This window comes from Paenibacillus sp. 1A_MP2 (assembly GCF_052244825.1).
Classification (GTDB): Bacteria; Bacillota; Bacilli; order Paenibacillales; family Paenibacillaceae; genus Paenibacillus; species Paenibacillus vandeheii.
Genome location: NZ_JBQQCS010000001.1, coordinates 6,772,974 through 6,786,811, shown reverse-complemented (window position 1 = coordinate 6,786,811; position 13,838 = coordinate 6,772,974). Strand labels below are relative to the sequence as shown.

At 47.7% G+C, this 13,838-nt stretch carries 19 protein-coding genes and 3 pseudogenes; all 22 read left to right on the top strand.

Annotation, left to right across the window (positions count from 1 at the left end):
- Window positions 1-54 precede the first annotated feature (54 nt).
- Complete coding sequence (locus ACTWJ7_RS33330; RefSeq protein ID WP_079348718.1) at window positions 55-702, top strand: response regulator transcription factor; 648 nt, start codon at window positions 55-57, stop codon at window positions 700-702.
- Window positions 695-1,273 carry a hypothetical protein gene (locus tag ACTWJ7_RS33325; RefSeq protein WP_443146286.1) on the top strand — a complete coding sequence of 193 codons (579 nt, stop codon included), beginning with the start codon at window positions 695-697 and terminating at the stop codon, window positions 1,271-1,273. Before ACTWJ7_RS33330 ends, ACTWJ7_RS33325 begins: the two co-directional genes overlap by 8 nt.
- Window positions 1,204-2,079, top strand: coding sequence for a HAMP domain-containing sensor histidine kinase (locus tag ACTWJ7_RS33320; RefSeq protein ID WP_443146451.1), 876 nt, complete (start codon window positions 1,204-1,206; stop codon window positions 2,077-2,079). The genes ACTWJ7_RS33325 and ACTWJ7_RS33320 overlap by 70 nt, the downstream gene beginning before the upstream one ends.
- Window positions 2,080-2,288: 209 nt before the next feature.
- The gene (locus ACTWJ7_RS33315; RefSeq protein WP_443146285.1) at window positions 2,289-2,465 is read left to right on the top strand and encodes a polysaccharide biosynthesis protein; all 177 of its coding nucleotides are present in this window, start codon (window positions 2,289-2,291) and stop codon (window positions 2,463-2,465) included.
- A pseudogene (locus ACTWJ7_RS33310) lies at window positions 2,423-3,270 on the top strand (polysaccharide biosynthesis protein). Before ACTWJ7_RS33315 ends, ACTWJ7_RS33310 begins: the two are co-directional and overlap by 43 nt.
- Window positions 3,219-3,803, top strand: coding sequence for a glycosyltransferase (locus ACTWJ7_RS33305; protein ID WP_443146284.1), 585 nt, complete (start codon window positions 3,219-3,221; stop codon window positions 3,801-3,803). The pseudogene ACTWJ7_RS33310 and the gene ACTWJ7_RS33305 overlap by 52 nt, the downstream one beginning before the upstream one ends.
- 38 nt (window positions 3,804-3,841) lie before the next feature.
- Window positions 3,842-4,324: a glycosyltransferase gene (locus tag ACTWJ7_RS33300; RefSeq protein WP_443146283.1), complete on the top strand. Its 483-nt coding sequence runs from the start codon at window positions 3,842-3,844 to the stop codon at window positions 4,322-4,324.
- A gap of 320 nt (window positions 4,325-4,644) precedes the next feature.
- Window positions 4,645-5,751, top strand: a complete 1,107-nt coding sequence (locus ACTWJ7_RS33295) for an Ig-like domain-containing protein (RefSeq protein WP_079348722.1) — start codon at window positions 4,645-4,647, stop codon at window positions 5,749-5,751.
- Between the two features lie 132 nt (window positions 5,752-5,883).
- Entirely contained in the window at window positions 5,884-6,435 is a 552-nt protein-coding gene (locus tag ACTWJ7_RS33290) for a GrpB family protein (RefSeq protein WP_301881968.1), read from the top strand.
- 6 nt (window positions 6,436-6,441) lie between these two features.
- Window positions 6,442-6,840: a ribosomal maturation YjgA family protein gene (locus ACTWJ7_RS33285; RefSeq protein ID WP_301882115.1), complete on the top strand. Its 399-nt coding sequence runs from the start codon at window positions 6,442-6,444 to the stop codon at window positions 6,838-6,840.
- 20 nt (window positions 6,841-6,860) lie between these two features.
- A complete protein-coding gene (locus ACTWJ7_RS33280) occupies window positions 6,861-7,418 on the top strand; it encodes a GNAT family N-acetyltransferase (protein ID WP_301881965.1) in 558 nt (185 codons plus the stop codon).
- Between the two features lie 51 nt (window positions 7,419-7,469).
- Window positions 7,470-7,799 (top strand): DUF952 domain-containing protein, encoded by a 330-nt coding sequence (locus tag ACTWJ7_RS33275; protein ID WP_079348726.1) that lies wholly within the window; start codon window positions 7,470-7,472, stop codon window positions 7,797-7,799.
- 22 nt (window positions 7,800-7,821) lie between these two features.
- On the top strand, window positions 7,822-8,412 hold the full coding sequence (locus tag ACTWJ7_RS33270; RefSeq protein ID WP_143805471.1) for a DUF1572 family protein: 591 nt from the start codon (window positions 7,822-7,824) through the stop codon (window positions 8,410-8,412).
- Complete coding sequence (locus ACTWJ7_RS33265; protein ID WP_079348727.1) at window positions 8,409-8,999, top strand: histidine phosphatase family protein; 591 nt, start codon at window positions 8,409-8,411, stop codon at window positions 8,997-8,999. Before ACTWJ7_RS33270 ends, ACTWJ7_RS33265 begins: the two co-directional genes overlap by 4 nt.
- A 3-nt stretch (window positions 9,000-9,002) precedes the next feature.
- On the top strand, window positions 9,003-9,362 hold the full coding sequence (locus tag ACTWJ7_RS33260) for a DUF2785 domain-containing protein (protein WP_443146282.1): 360 nt from the start codon (window positions 9,003-9,005) through the stop codon (window positions 9,360-9,362).
- A gap of 52 nt (window positions 9,363-9,414) precedes the next feature.
- Window positions 9,415-9,831 (top strand): annotated as a pseudogene (locus tag ACTWJ7_RS33255) (DUF2785 domain-containing protein); the annotation flags it as partial.
- 39 nt (window positions 9,832-9,870) lie between these two features.
- Window positions 9,871-10,580, top strand: a pseudogene (gene pxpB / locus ACTWJ7_RS33250) (5-oxoprolinase subunit PxpB).
- Window positions 10,577-11,077 (top strand): biotin-dependent carboxyltransferase family protein, encoded by a 501-nt coding sequence (locus ACTWJ7_RS33245; RefSeq protein ID WP_443146281.1) that lies wholly within the window; start codon window positions 10,577-10,579, stop codon window positions 11,075-11,077. Before pxpB ends, ACTWJ7_RS33245 begins: the two are co-directional and overlap by 4 nt.
- Window positions 11,065-11,604, top strand: a complete 540-nt coding sequence (locus ACTWJ7_RS33240; protein ID WP_443146280.1) for a hypothetical protein — start codon at window positions 11,065-11,067, stop codon at window positions 11,602-11,604. The genes ACTWJ7_RS33245 and ACTWJ7_RS33240 overlap by 13 nt, the downstream gene beginning before the upstream one ends.
- The gene (locus ACTWJ7_RS33235; RefSeq protein ID WP_301881955.1) at window positions 11,601-12,371 is read left to right on the top strand and encodes a LamB/YcsF family protein; all 771 of its coding nucleotides are present in this window, start codon (window positions 11,601-11,603) and stop codon (window positions 12,369-12,371) included. The genes ACTWJ7_RS33240 and ACTWJ7_RS33235 overlap by 4 nt, the downstream gene beginning before the upstream one ends.
- Window positions 12,372-12,437: 66 nt before the next feature.
- Window positions 12,438-12,896: an NUDIX domain-containing protein gene (locus ACTWJ7_RS33230; protein WP_079348732.1), complete on the top strand. Its 459-nt coding sequence runs from the start codon at window positions 12,438-12,440 to the stop codon at window positions 12,894-12,896.
- Window positions 12,897-13,298: 402 nt separating this feature from the next.
- A complete protein-coding gene (locus ACTWJ7_RS33225) occupies window positions 13,299-13,715 on the top strand; it encodes a pyridoxamine 5'-phosphate oxidase family protein (RefSeq protein WP_024632241.1) in 417 nt (138 codons plus the stop codon).
- Window positions 13,716-13,838: the final 123 nt, after the last annotated feature.

Below are 13,838 nucleotides of genomic sequence, written 5' to 3'. Positions count from 1 at the left end.
AGCTGTAACGTACAGATTGTATAGTAGAATCCAGTTTGGAAAGGAGGCGCAGATATGAATCTGCTACTTGCGGATGATGAGCCGCTGATGCTGCAAATCTTGAAAGCCTATTTCGTTAAAGAGGGATTTCAGGTGTTTTTGGCCGAGGATGGGGAAACAGCCTTGGATCTCTTTTATAATAACCAGGTCGATTTGGCGGTTTTGGATTGGATGATGCCAGGTCGCAGCGGTATCGAGGTGTGTCGGGAAATCAAGCGTACGAGCCGGGCGAAGGTACTGCTGCTGACAGCCAAAGGGGAATCGGATGATGAATTTGTTGCCTTGAAAGCCGGGGCGGATGATTATCTGCGCAAGCCTTTTGATTCGCGTATCCTGCTTCTGCGTGTTAAGAGGCTGCTGCAACTTTCCTCCAAGATTATTGTGGGAGAATTGACCATCGATCTGGATGGCCAGAAGATCTACCGTCGTGGAGTGGATGTAGGGGCCACTCATAAGGAATTCGAATTAATGAAGGTTCTGGGAATGAATAAAGGTCAGATCGTAACTCGTAAAATTTTGCTGGATCAGGTGTGGGGTTTCGATTACTTCGGCGAGGAGCGTACTGTAGACACACATATCCGCAGGCTGCGTGAGAAAATTGGAGAAGATTCGATCAAAACGTACCGGGGAATGGGTTATTGCCTAGAGGATAAAGATGAGTAAACTGACCCGTAAGCTGCTCGTGCGTATTATCAGTGCATTGTGTGTGGTCTTCTTCCTATCCTTTATCGTCAATACCTTTTTCCTGCCTACCTATTTTTTGTACCAAAAAAAGCAGAAGCTGGCCAATTTAACAACTGAAATCTCTGCCTCAGGACATGACGTTCCAATACAACGGATGGAGAGCCTTGAAACGCAATACGAGGTCGCTATCGCTTATACTTCGTTGAAAGATAGTGTGAATGATATTAACGATCAATTGTTATGGCAATATAACCGTAAGGGGATTGCCCTTAGTAAATTTTGGCTGACAGAGGAGAGTATCACTGCGCTGCGTGAGGGTGCACGGGTTAATAAATTCTATGATCAGACCAAGCTGAAATCAAGCTTCCTCGTCAACTTTGTGAAGGTGGGGATTCCGTGTTTGCAGTTGGGGAATCCATCTCGCATTCAACGGAGACGATTCGAATTATTAATCAGTTCAATGCGTATATATGGCTCGGTATGCTGCTGCTGCTCATTCTGCTGTCCGTGCTGTACACCGCCCGGATCGTTAAACCGCTCGCGAAGCTAAGTGAAACGGCTGAGGCCATTTCCAATTTATCGTTTACGAAGGTTGATATAAAGACAGGTGATGAGATTGAGTCTTTAGGGCGCAGTATCAATGTGATGAGCGACAAATTGCAGCAGGCGCAGCATTCACTGGAAATAAAAAATGCCAATCTGCGAACGTTCATCTCGGATATCTCGCATGAATTGAAAACACCGCTCTCCCTGATTCGAGTCTATGCCTCTGGTATTCAGGATGGCCTGGATGATGGAACCTACGCTGGGGTAATTCAGCAACAGAGCGAGGAGCTGGCTGGATTAATTGACCGTCTGTTGGAGTTATCCCGTCTGCAGGCCGAAGTATACGATTTTGAACCTGTTGATCTTCGCCAACTGCTCACGGAGACCCTTCATACCTATGAAACCGTATTTCAGCAGCATGATTTGCATGTGGAAGTGGAGGATCGTTGGGCTGACGAGACCTGGGTGCTGGCTGATCGACGGAAGCTGGAGTCTGTTCTGCATAATTGGATGACCAACGCGGTGAAATATACAAGTGGCGACCGAATAACCATTACACTTGAGCTAAAAGGGGAAGCGGCACATTTTGGCATAGCCAATGAAACGGATAAAAAAGAACACGAGCAGTGGGATCAGGTTTGGGAGCCCTTCTATGTAATGGATAGCTCGCGCAGCAAAAAGTTTAGTGGAACGGGACTGGGCTTGTCTATAGCCAAAACGATTCTGGAGAACCACCACGCTGAATATGGTCTTGGAGTAGCCGATGGAAAGGTTATGTTTTATTTTTCTTTACCTTTAATACAGCGTTAACTGTGGATGCCGCCATGCAGATGGTGGTTTTTTTCGTGTGATCTGGCCTGAATGTGCACAGATAACTTGGGGAAGCCACTAGTTTCCCTGTCGTCATACTGATGTAACACAATGGCCTTAGGATAGGCTTATCACCAAAGCAGAACTTAATTCATGGAGGGATATCCAATGTTCAATAAAACCTTTTTAATAACGGGAGGCACAGGCTCATGGGGGAAGAGTTGGTCAAACAATTGCTCGTTAAGGAGCCAAAAGAAATACGTATTTTTTCACGAAATGAATCGCTTCAGGCTCAAATGAGGCAAGCCATCTCTGACCCGAGAGTAAAGTTTGTACTGGGGATATCAGAGATCGATGGGAGCTGGCGGGTGCCTGCAAGGATATAAATTATGTCTTTCATCTGGCGGCACTTAAACATGTTCCGGTCTGCGAGGACCAACCGGATTGTGCGGTCAAAACCAATATTATCGGAACGCAGAACGTTATTGATGCTGCAATCGAGAATGGCGTGCAGAAGGTAGTATATGTCTCTACAGACAAGGCAGCGAATCCTTCAAGCATGTACGGCATGACCAAGGCCATCGGGGAAAAGTTGATATTATTAGCGGACACCCGCTCTGCTACAAGCTTTGCATGTGTACGAAGTGGGAACGTTCTTGGCTCAACGGGCAGCGTAGTCCCGTTATTCAAACGCCAGCTTGAGTTAGAGCAGCCTCTCAGCGTTACCGATTCCAGAATGACACGTTTTTTCTTCCCCTTGGAGAGGGCGTGGAGATTCTCCTATCGGCGATGGAGCAATGTGAGGGCGGCGAGATTATTGTACCTCAAATGCCATCCTGCAAAATAACGGATATCGCACAGGTTTTGGCAGAGGATGCTGGGCACAAGGATGCTCCGATCCATTTCATCGGTGCCCGGCCGGGAGAACGGCTGTATGAGACACTAATTTCAGATTGGGAAAACGTTTGTGAAGTGGAAGAGGACAAGTCCTACTTTGTTGTCACTGCCTCCCCTTCATCCAAATTAGTGGAAAAAGAGGGATGTCGGGCATCTGCTTCTGCTGGCAGAGGATATCATTCGGAGGATGTCATCCTGACCAAGGCAGAGGTACGCGATATGCTGTGGAGAGGGGGATTTCTGTGTTCAAGCGGAGGATCATATTTACAGGAGGCGGCTCCGCCGGTCATGTGACAGCCAATCTCATTCTAATCTCCAGACTGCTCCAGGAGGGATGGGAGATTCATTATATCGGTTCCAAGCATGGGATCGAGCGCCAATTAATCGGCAAAATTCCGGCTGTTCATTATCATGCGGTTGCGACAGGCAAGTTGAGAAGATATTGGGCGTGGGCGAATGTTTCCGATGTGTTCAAGATTATGCTCGGATTGTTGCAGGCTTATCTACTTATTTTGCGAATTAAACCTCATGTTTGCTTTTCGTTAGGAGGCTTTGTGGCTGTTCCTGCTGTAATAGGTGCCAGCTTAAACCGGGTTCCTGTTCTGATTCTGGAGCCGGATCTTCATCCAGGTCTGGCCAACAGGCTGTCACGGCGGTACGCTCAAATCATGTGTACCACGTTTATGGATACAACAACGTTTGCCTCCGCGGAAGCTTCGGGAAAGACGGTGTACGTAGGCCCTGTAATCAGGGAGGAGTTAAAGCTTGGCAGCCGTGCGCGGGGATTCATTTTTGCAGATTTGTCTCCGATCGACCCATTCTGTTGATTATGGGTGGCAGTCAGGGATCGGAAAGGCTCAATCGTATGGTACTTGAAACACTGCCGGAGCTGCTCAAGCGTTATCAAATCATTCATATATGTGGTACAGGTAAATTGAACTCATGCTTCCCACAGGTTGCAGGCTACAAGTCATTCGAATACGTGCATGAAGAACTTGCGGATTTAATGGCTATGGCAGATATGGTTGTGTCACGTGCAGGCTCCAATGCGATCCATGAGTGGCTATTACTTCGGAAGCCGATGCTTCTCATTCCCCATGCCCATGGCGGATCTCGTGTTGGACAGACGCTGAACGCGAAGTATTTCCAGGAGCGGGGTTATGCAAGGGTTCTCCATGAGGAGGAGCTGACTGCTCAGACATTCCTGCGAGATATTGACCTCGTATATAAGGAGAGGGAGCGTATGATAGACCATATGAAGGCGAGCGGCACGGAGAACGCCGTTGACAAGGTTCTGGAGCTTATTCATACAACAGTTTCCTCGGTGGAAAAGGCTGAAAATGAATAAAATATTTCCCGAACTGTTGCTGGTAATGTTCTTTTTGCTCATCGTATCTATCCTGATTATCTCAAAACGTTTATAAAGGCGAACGCTTCGCTTTTCCATGTTTTTTCTGTCCTCTCCGTGAGGCATTCTTCAGTCACTTCCATATGACTTGCAGAATGCCTCTGCTTATTTCGGAATATAAGGAGGGCTGCATCGGAGAACAGATGTCGAATGTTCCTCATATCCGAGATTTTGCTCCAAAATTATTCACTTTTATGTAATGTGTTTCCGATATAATATAATAGAAGTAAAATATTGGATTACAGGAGATGAAGATTGCAATGAATGGAATCAAAAAAGCAATACGAGGCACCTTGGCCCTTATTTTAGTATTGGCAGTACTGGCCCCTTCGCTTGCCCTGGCAGCCACGGGTGATGTGACGTCCATTGAAATTACCAACAGCAGTCCGCAGCAGATGAGTGTGTCCCAGACAACTACGCTTCAAGTCATGGCGGTTGTTGAAGGATTTGATAACAAACAGGATGTTACAGGCGGAGTCACATGGTCCACGAGTAACGATGCGGTTGTTACCATAACAAAAGGCAAGGTAAAGGCTGTAGCAGCAGGAGAAGCAACGGTATACGCACAGGTAAATGGTGCCAAAGCACAATTGCTGGTTAAGGTTCAGGATAAAATTAAAAGCATCAAAGCTTCCCCGAGTTCCTATAATTTTGTTAAAGGGAGTGAAAGTACGCTTCCCAAGGTAAGCATTGTGCGTGCAAATGGCAAGGAAGAAGACGTCACGTCCGAGATCGTATGGACGGTATCCAGTGCTTCCGCTGTGCTGGAAAGTGGGAAAATTAAAGGAATTACGCCTGGCAGAGTGCTGCTACAAGGCAAATATGGCTCAGAGACGGTGAAAGTTCCCGTAGCCATCACGGATGAGATCACCAAAGTTGAAGTGACACCTGCTGTCATGCAGCTGAATATTAAGAAATCCAAAGCGTTGAAGGTCATCGGTACATATGCCAATGGGAAAACGATTAATCTTTCGAAACAGGTGACGTGGACTTCTTCCAACAATTCTGTAGCAACCGTCAAAAATGGTACAGTGAAAACACTGACGGAAGGACAAGCCACCTTGACAGGAACTTATCAAAATCAGACAATAAAGGCAGAGGTTACCGTCGTTCCTTTGCTCAAAAAGCTGATTACAGGCCAGAAAACACTCGTGTTATCGCCGCAGGCAAGCACAACACTGAGTGTGATGGCGCAGTATGATACAGGCAAAACCACGATTGTAACGAGCAGTGCTGTGTGGAGCAGCACCAAACCAAGTGTAGCTACAGTAACGGGTGGCAAGATTGTGGCTGTAGGTAAAGGCAAAACTTCAATCACAGCCAAATGGGGCAATAAAAAAGTGACGATACCGGTAACGGTAAAATAAAGTTTCATCGAATCAAGCAAATCAATTGAGGTCATTTCATCATCATGAATAGAAACAGATGGGGCGTAGACATACGCCCCTTTTAGGTATAAAAAAATCTAAATTCAGTCCTGTAAAGGAGGGAGCATCTGAATGACAAATCACTTGCAACCTGAAAATTGGCCTGTGTGGGCGACAGAATCGATAGAGATTGTTGAGGCGAATCCCATGTGGGACCTACTGGCTCAGGAAGAAATCCAGCAGCTGAGAGACCTGTTACAGCAATTCAATATTCATAGATTCGAACATATCGGAAGCACGTCCATTCCGGGCTTGCCCGCCAAGCCCATTATTGATTTGATGGCAGAGGTGCAGTCATGGGATGATATGGACTTGATTGCCAATCAGCTGAAACCGGCCGGCTGGAACTATGTTCCCCCTGAACTGGATGGTCGGGAATACAGACGATTCTGGGTCAGGGTGAAAGATGGCAAGAGAGCTGTACATCTTCATATGATGCGCCCAGAAGAGTTACGTTGGGATCGCCAAATCCAGTTTCGGGACGTGCTGAGACAACGCCCGGATCTGGTTGAGGTATATGCAGCCCTGAAGGCGAAGCTTGCTGATGAGAATAAGGATGATAGAGAAGCTTATACCACTGCCAAAACGGAATTTATTCTAAAAGTTCTTGATGAGGGCATTTAATTCGTGATGACCGTATTTAGCAAAGATAGGCTCATTTATTTGACCGCAGTGATCATAACTATGGCGGCAGGGTTGGCGTCCAGGCATTTTGGTGCACTTTTGCCGTGTTTTGTGCGTGAGCATTTCGGTGACGCCTTGTGGGCAGGGATGATCTATTTTGGGATACGCATGTTATGGATTAATCGCAGCAGAGAGTGGGCGATGATAGTTAGCCTGATGTTCAGCTGGGCCATCGAATGTTCACAAATAATTCAGACCCCTTGGCTGAACGAAGTGCGTTCAACGTTGCTGGGTGCGCTTATTTTGGGACATGGATTTCTGGCAATGGATCTGCTGAGGTATGCTGTCGGCATTCTGTGTGTATATGGGATTGATCGTTATTTCCTGAGAAATAAGAAGGCTTGATAATGGGGAGTGGGGCTTACGTGAATATTGAGAAGCTTTTTGCAGAATCACCTGAGTTTGAGACAGAGCGGTTGGTACTGAGACGTCTTACGCTTAACGACCTCGATGATTATTTTATGTTTGCCTCCGATCCGAGGGTGAGTCAGCAAAGTTTGTGGAACTGCCATGAGACGTTGGATGACTCCGTTCAATATATTCAAAGAGTGTTGGACAATTATGAGAAGAAAACGGTCTATATATGGGCCTTTATTCTGAAGGAAACGGGGAAGCTGATCGGTCGAGGCGGTATTTTCCACCTTAATGAACCCATGCAGAGTGCCGAACTGGGATACGCGATAGCCAGCAGTTATTGGGGCAAGGGCCTCGCGGCAGAAGCGATGCAGCCAGTTGTTGAATACTGTTTTCAGGAATTGGACTGCAATCGGCTGGAGGGGAAATGTAATGCAGGCAATATCGGATCTGCACGAGTGATGGAGAAGCTGGGCATGTCAGTTGAAGGTTTACTGCGCAAACAATTGAAGATCAAAGGTATATTTACAGATCAAAAATTGTACTCACGTATCCGGGATGATCTATAATACATCCAATGACGTGCAGGATACATAGAAGAAATTGAAGGAGGCGGAACGATGATCTACAGTATTATTTCCCAAGCGGTATGGGAGCAGGTATCCAAGCAGAGCGTGTATGCACCGGATAGCCTGGAGACGGACGGTTTTATTCATTGTTCCACCAAAGAACAGATTCCATGGGTAGCGGCTCAATATTATCAAGGGCGTACGGATTTGTTATTGCTTGGTATTGATGAGAGGGACTTGAAGCCGGAACTGGTGTATGAGGACCTGTATGAGTTGAATGAACTATTTCCACATATTTATGGTGAACTTAATTTGGACGCTGTACGAAAAGTTATTTCCTTTGAACCGAATGAAGACGGGACGTTTTCTTTTCCTGAATAAAGTTGCGAAGGGTTGTGAACGCGTGGACATGAATCAGGTATTTCTGGATACAGCCGAGAAGCAATTTCTGTATTACAAGCAGCTTGGGGAGAAGGCTATGGGGCAATTGGAGTCTGAGCAGCTGTTTCAATCCTGGAATGAAGATGCCAACAGCATTGCGGTTATTGTGAAGCATCTCTGGGGCAATATGCTGTCCCGTTGGACGGATGTACTGACAACTGATGGAGAGAAGCCGTGGCGTGAGCGAGATGCCGAATTCGTGAATGATATCTCGACCCGAGAAGAGCTGCTTGCCAAATGGGAGGAAGGCTGGAACTGTCTGCTTGGAGCCATTCGTTCTTTTACACCGGAGCAACTGTCGCATATTATATATATTCGCAATGAAGGACATACCGTTATGGAGGCAATCATCCGGCAATTGGCGCACTATCCTTATCATGTGGGACAGATTATCTATGCAGCCAAAATGCTCAAAGAAACCTCATGGAACAGTCTTTCCATTCCGAGAAACGGTTCTAGTCAATATAATGGTGGCAAATTTGCCAAACCGAAGGCACGAAAACATTTTACAGATGATGAATTACGTATAGAAAAAGGTGAGGAACAGCAATGACACAGATCGCATTGATTCGCCATGGAAGCACGGCGTGGAATAAAGAGAAACGTTCCCAGGGACAAACGGATAATCCGCTGGATCAGGAAGGAAGAGAACAGGCAGTATTGCTTGCCGCAAGACTGAGTGAGGAAAAATGGGATGCCATCTATGCAAGTGACCTGGAGCGTGCAAGTGAGACGGCTCGCATCATCGGAGATCGCTTGGGAATTCAGGAGATTCAGTTGGACCCGAGGCTGCGTGAGATGGGCGGTGGACAGGTGGAAGGTACAACCGAAGCTGAGCGTCTAGCGCGTTGGGGAGCCGATTGGAGTAATCTCGATTTGGGCCGGGAGCTTGCGGATGCAGGCACAGTGCGAGGTAGTGCCGCGTTAGAAGATATTGTACGTCAGCATCCCAATGGTAAAGTGATCGTTGTCAGTCATGGCGCCATTCTTCGTAATACTCTGCGAGGTCTGGTGCCTGAGCTTGATGTGAGCGCAAAGCTGTCCAACACGTCGATCACCCGGATTTCTTGGGAAGCGGAATCTTGGCAGTGTGGGCTATACAATTGCAGCGTGCATTTGGATTCCTCCAAGGAGTTGTGATAGATGGATGCTCTGGCATTAAAACAAAAATTGCAGCATATTCAGTCGGCTAATCTATCCATCCATGAAGTGGAACAGCCTTACGAATTGGCGTTGCATATGATGCAACATATTGGCAGTCCGGACCCGGTCCTGCGGGATGAACTGATCTATGTTACATTTGCGACCTGGATTGGACAGGGTGTATTTTCGGAAGAACAGCTCGGGAAGCTGTTACAAATGGCGCTGGATGATCAGCACCTTTTTCATGGAATCGGAGAACAAGGCACGGACAGTGTGTTTACCCGAACCTTCTCTGTGCTGCTCCTGCCTCCAATTCTGAGTGTAGATCGTCTGCGGTCTTTTCTGAAAAGGAAGATATAGAGTTTATTCATCAGCGGTTGACTTCGTATCTGGAGCGTGAAAAGATGTTCGTGGCTATGCCGATGATAAGGGCTGGGCGCACGCTCCGGCACACGCGGCAGATGCGGTTGAAGACCTTGCGCAGTCGCCTTATATGGAGCAGGCCGCTTTGCGGGAACTTTTGCATGCGCTCGCAGTGAAAATCACCGAATCAAGTGTAGTTTACATCCATGATGAGGATCAGCGGATTACCCGTGCAGTGGTCACCATCCTTCGGCGCAATTTGCTGGAGCAAAACGATATTTCGTCTTGGATCGATTCACTAAATCCAAACGATATGACGGAGGGGAAATCTCTTCTGGAAATCAGCCAAATGAGCCTGAATGTGCGCGTCTTTTTGCAGACGCTCTATCTTGCGATACGGACGGAAGACGCAGAGCCTTTTCCTGCTGTCCGTTCACTTATTTTGCAGGCTTTGGAGAAACAATGATCAACGGATAATAAACTTGTGTACAAGGAGGGAGATGGCATGACCGAAATGCCGTATTCATGGACTGAGGATTTGCTGTCTCCTCTGGGCGAAACAGGGGTTATCATCCGTTGTGGGGATGCCATATCTGAAGCGGTGCACCGGAGGGTGATGTCGGTATGTGCTTTACTGGAAAAGAGCCTTATACCGGGTGTCTTCGAATGGTTACCTTCGTTTGCCTCAGTCACGCTGTTTTATGATCCGTTGATCATTCCGTACCACGAGGTATGCAAGGTACTGATTCGTCATTTGAATACAATGGATGAAGCAGCGGAGGATCACCACAGAACTGTTATTATTCCGGTATGTTATGGTGGTGAACTCGGTCCCGACCTGGAATACGTCGCTACTGAACATGGGCTTACGCCAGATGAGGTCATAGCTATTCACACATCTGGCGATTACCTGGTTCACATGATTGGATTTGCACCGGGTTTTCCTTATCTGGGAGGATTATCGGAGAAGATTGCTACGCCGAGACGACCCACACCTCGACTTCGGGTTGAAGCAGGAACGGTGGGTATTGGTGGCAAACAAACCGGAGTTTATCCGGTATCGACTCCCGGCGGATGGCAATGTATTGGTCGAACGCCGCTGGCGCTGTTTCGTCCTACGGAAGATCCCCGAGCCTGCTTGCAGCGGGTGATCGGGTTCGTTTTGTGTCAATATCACTTCAGGAATATCTGGAACAGAAGGAGGGCGAACGATGAGTATTGAGGTCATTCGCTCAGGTCTGTTATCCACCGTGCAGGATGAAGGAAGAACGGGATTTCGCCGGTATGGGATACATCCAGGTGGGGTTATGGATACCTTTGCAGCCAGAGCAGCGAATGTATTGGTTGGAAATTCACGTGGTGCAGCTGTGCTGGAGATGACAATGACCGGACCAGAGCTTCATTTCTATGAAAATCAGCTGATCTCTTTATGTGGGTCGGATCTGACGGCAGCGGTGGATGGCCTGCCTGTTCCCCTATGGCGTCCGACCGTGATTCTTGCTGGAAGCGTGCTGAGATTTGGTCGATGCCGCTCTGGCTTGCGGGCCTATATGGCGGTTGCTGGTGGAATCGCAGTACCTGAGGTCATGGGCAGCCGAAGCACGGATCTCAAAACAGGTATTGGTGGGCTGAAAGGGCGTGCCTTACAGGTGGGCGACAGGTTGCCAATGGGGAAGCTTCTCGCGAAGCGCAAGCGACGTTGCATAATCTGAGCCTGCGCGCTGAAAAGAACAACCGACGGATGCATGCACCTGCCTGGTATTTGTCTAGCAGGGAATGGCCCGCCTACCAAGCTGATCCTGTCATTTGTGTCATGCCGGGCAAGGACAGTGCAGCGTTTAATAAAAATAGCCTTGAACGATTCCATCAAGAACGATATGTGATCTCTCCCCAATCAGATCGGATGGGTTATCGATTGGAAGGTGCAAAGCTGGAACTCGGTCAGCCAATGGATCGGTTGTCTGAAGCCGTAATCTATGGCACGGTACAGGTGCCAGCAGACGGTCAGCCTATTATATTGATGGCCGATCATCAGACCATTGGAGGCTATCCTGTAATCGCACAGGTGGCCCGCGTGGATTTGCCCATATTGGCACAGGCACGGCCCGGGGCAAAAGTTGCTTTTAAGGAGATTACATATGAAGAAGCGCAGCAACTATTCCTGGAACAGGAGCTGAATTGGAAGCTGACCGATCAGCTGGTTCGCAGGAGATTGGCAGAAATGGGGGGCCTTCAATGAACATGGTGGTGGATATCAATTGTGACCTGGGTGAAGGTTTCGGGGTGTACCGAATGGAGTCGGATGTGGCGATTCTGCGGCTGATTACTTCAGCCAATATCGCTTGTGGATTTCATGCGGGTGACCCAGCAACGATGCGGCAAACGGTACAGCAAGCATTGGAGCATCAGGTTGCGATCGGTGCCCATCCCGGTCTGCCGGATTTGCAAGGCTTTGGTAGGAGACGTATGGACATTACACCACGGGAAGCCTATGACATGGTTGTATACCAAATTGGCGCGCTGGATGCTTTTGTCCGCTCAACCGGAGGACGCATGCATCATGTGAAACCTCATGGGGCTTTGTATAACATGGCTGCTGAAGATGATCGGCTCGCTGAGGGTATAGCCGAGGCCATTTATAAAGTACAACCGGATCTGTATCTATATGGCTTAGCCGGAAGTGCAATGATACAGGCAGCGGATCGCATTGGACTGCGCAGTGTGAGTGAAGTTTTTGCGGATCGGACCTACACACCTGATGGGACACTAACACCGCGCAGTCATCCCGGGGCGATCATCGAGCAGACGGAAAAAGCCCTTGCTCAAGTGTTGCGCATGGTGAAAGAGGGAATCGTGCTGTCAACGGAGGGCACACTTGTCCCCATTGAAGCAGAGACGATTTGCATTCACGGTGACGGTGCGCATGCTCTTACATTTGCTCAAGAGATTCGTACGTTGCTTGAATCTGAGGGAGTTACGCTGTCTGCGCCTGAAGTTGCTAGATAATTGCTACAGTAACCGAGGGTTAGGTAGGGGCGAACTATACGAATTTGTAAGGAGTGAAACTATAACATGAAACCGATACGTAATTCGGCGAAGGCCGTTATCGTACAGGATGGACGTCTGCTGGTGATCCGGTTGGAGGATCAATATGGTGCAGCTTATGTTTTCCCCGGCGGAGGACAGGAGAAGGGCGAGGAGCTCAAGGATGCGGTTGCCCGTGAATGTCTGGAGGAGATTGGACAGGCGGTGACCGTGGGAGAACTGCTGCATATCCGGGAGTACATTGGGAAAAATCACGAATTTGCCGAGTGGGATGCCGATGTGCACCAGGTTGAATTTTATTTTGAATGCAAGTTAATAGATCCGAAAGCTACGATCTTTGAGGGCACCAGTCCAGACGACCATCAGGTAGCTGTAGAATGGATTGCCCTTGAAGAGCTGTCTCAGGTTCGTTTATATCCGAAAACAATTGGTGAGTTGTTGCAAAATAAGAATTCATCACGCATTTACCTGGGAGATTTGAATTAAACTCTCACGTTTATGAACGGGTTCATGGATTCACCATAGGTGAGGTGGGTACACTATAAGTACAGGCTTATTACACTTAACGTAAGCTGACTGTACTTATACACAGCAACGGAGTGGATAAAAGCCTAAAGAAGCGAAACCTGTAAAGTTGAGGCGTTGACAGGTTTCTGTTTGAACTTTAGCTTAGCCACTCCTCCATTTGGAAGAACTGTAGACGTAGTGGAGGGGACGGAATCGATTCTGAAGAAGCGAAGCGTTCGCCTTTGTCTCTGAATTATAACCATATAGAGATTCAATCAAGATAATCCAGAGACAACAGCGATCCAAAGAACGATCCGTACCCGTAACGGCCGCCTACAGGAGTTCTTCAAATATCCCCCAAAACCGAAAGGAGCAATCCCCATGAACCAGACTGAATTAGAACAAAACATTGTAAAAGCATTGGAAAACAACCCTTTTTGCAGTTTCTCCACGGTGGAGAACGGTAAACCGAAATCCCGCTATATGGCGCTTTTTAACGATGGAATGAACATTCATCTGGCGACAAACCGTCGTACGCACAAGGTAGAAGAGCTGGAGAATAATCCGAACGTCAGCCTTTTGCTAGGTTATGAAGCGGGTGGCTCCAAGGAAGTGGTCGAGATCGAAGGAACTTGTGAAGTGACGAAAAATGAAGGTTTGCGTGAACAGGTATGGAATGATGAATTAAAAGCATGGTTTGACGGCCCGAACGATCCCAATTATGTCATTCTGGACATTACCCCCAATCGGATTGAATACACTGGCAAAGATCATGAGCATCAGGTATGGGAGAAGTAATTTCAATGTTGGAAAAGAAATAGCCAACCGTGAACGCCAGAAGGCTTCACGGTTTTTTGGTATGAACGGATTCAGCTAATATGGATATAGATGTAAGCCACATGTAATATACGTTTTTAACAG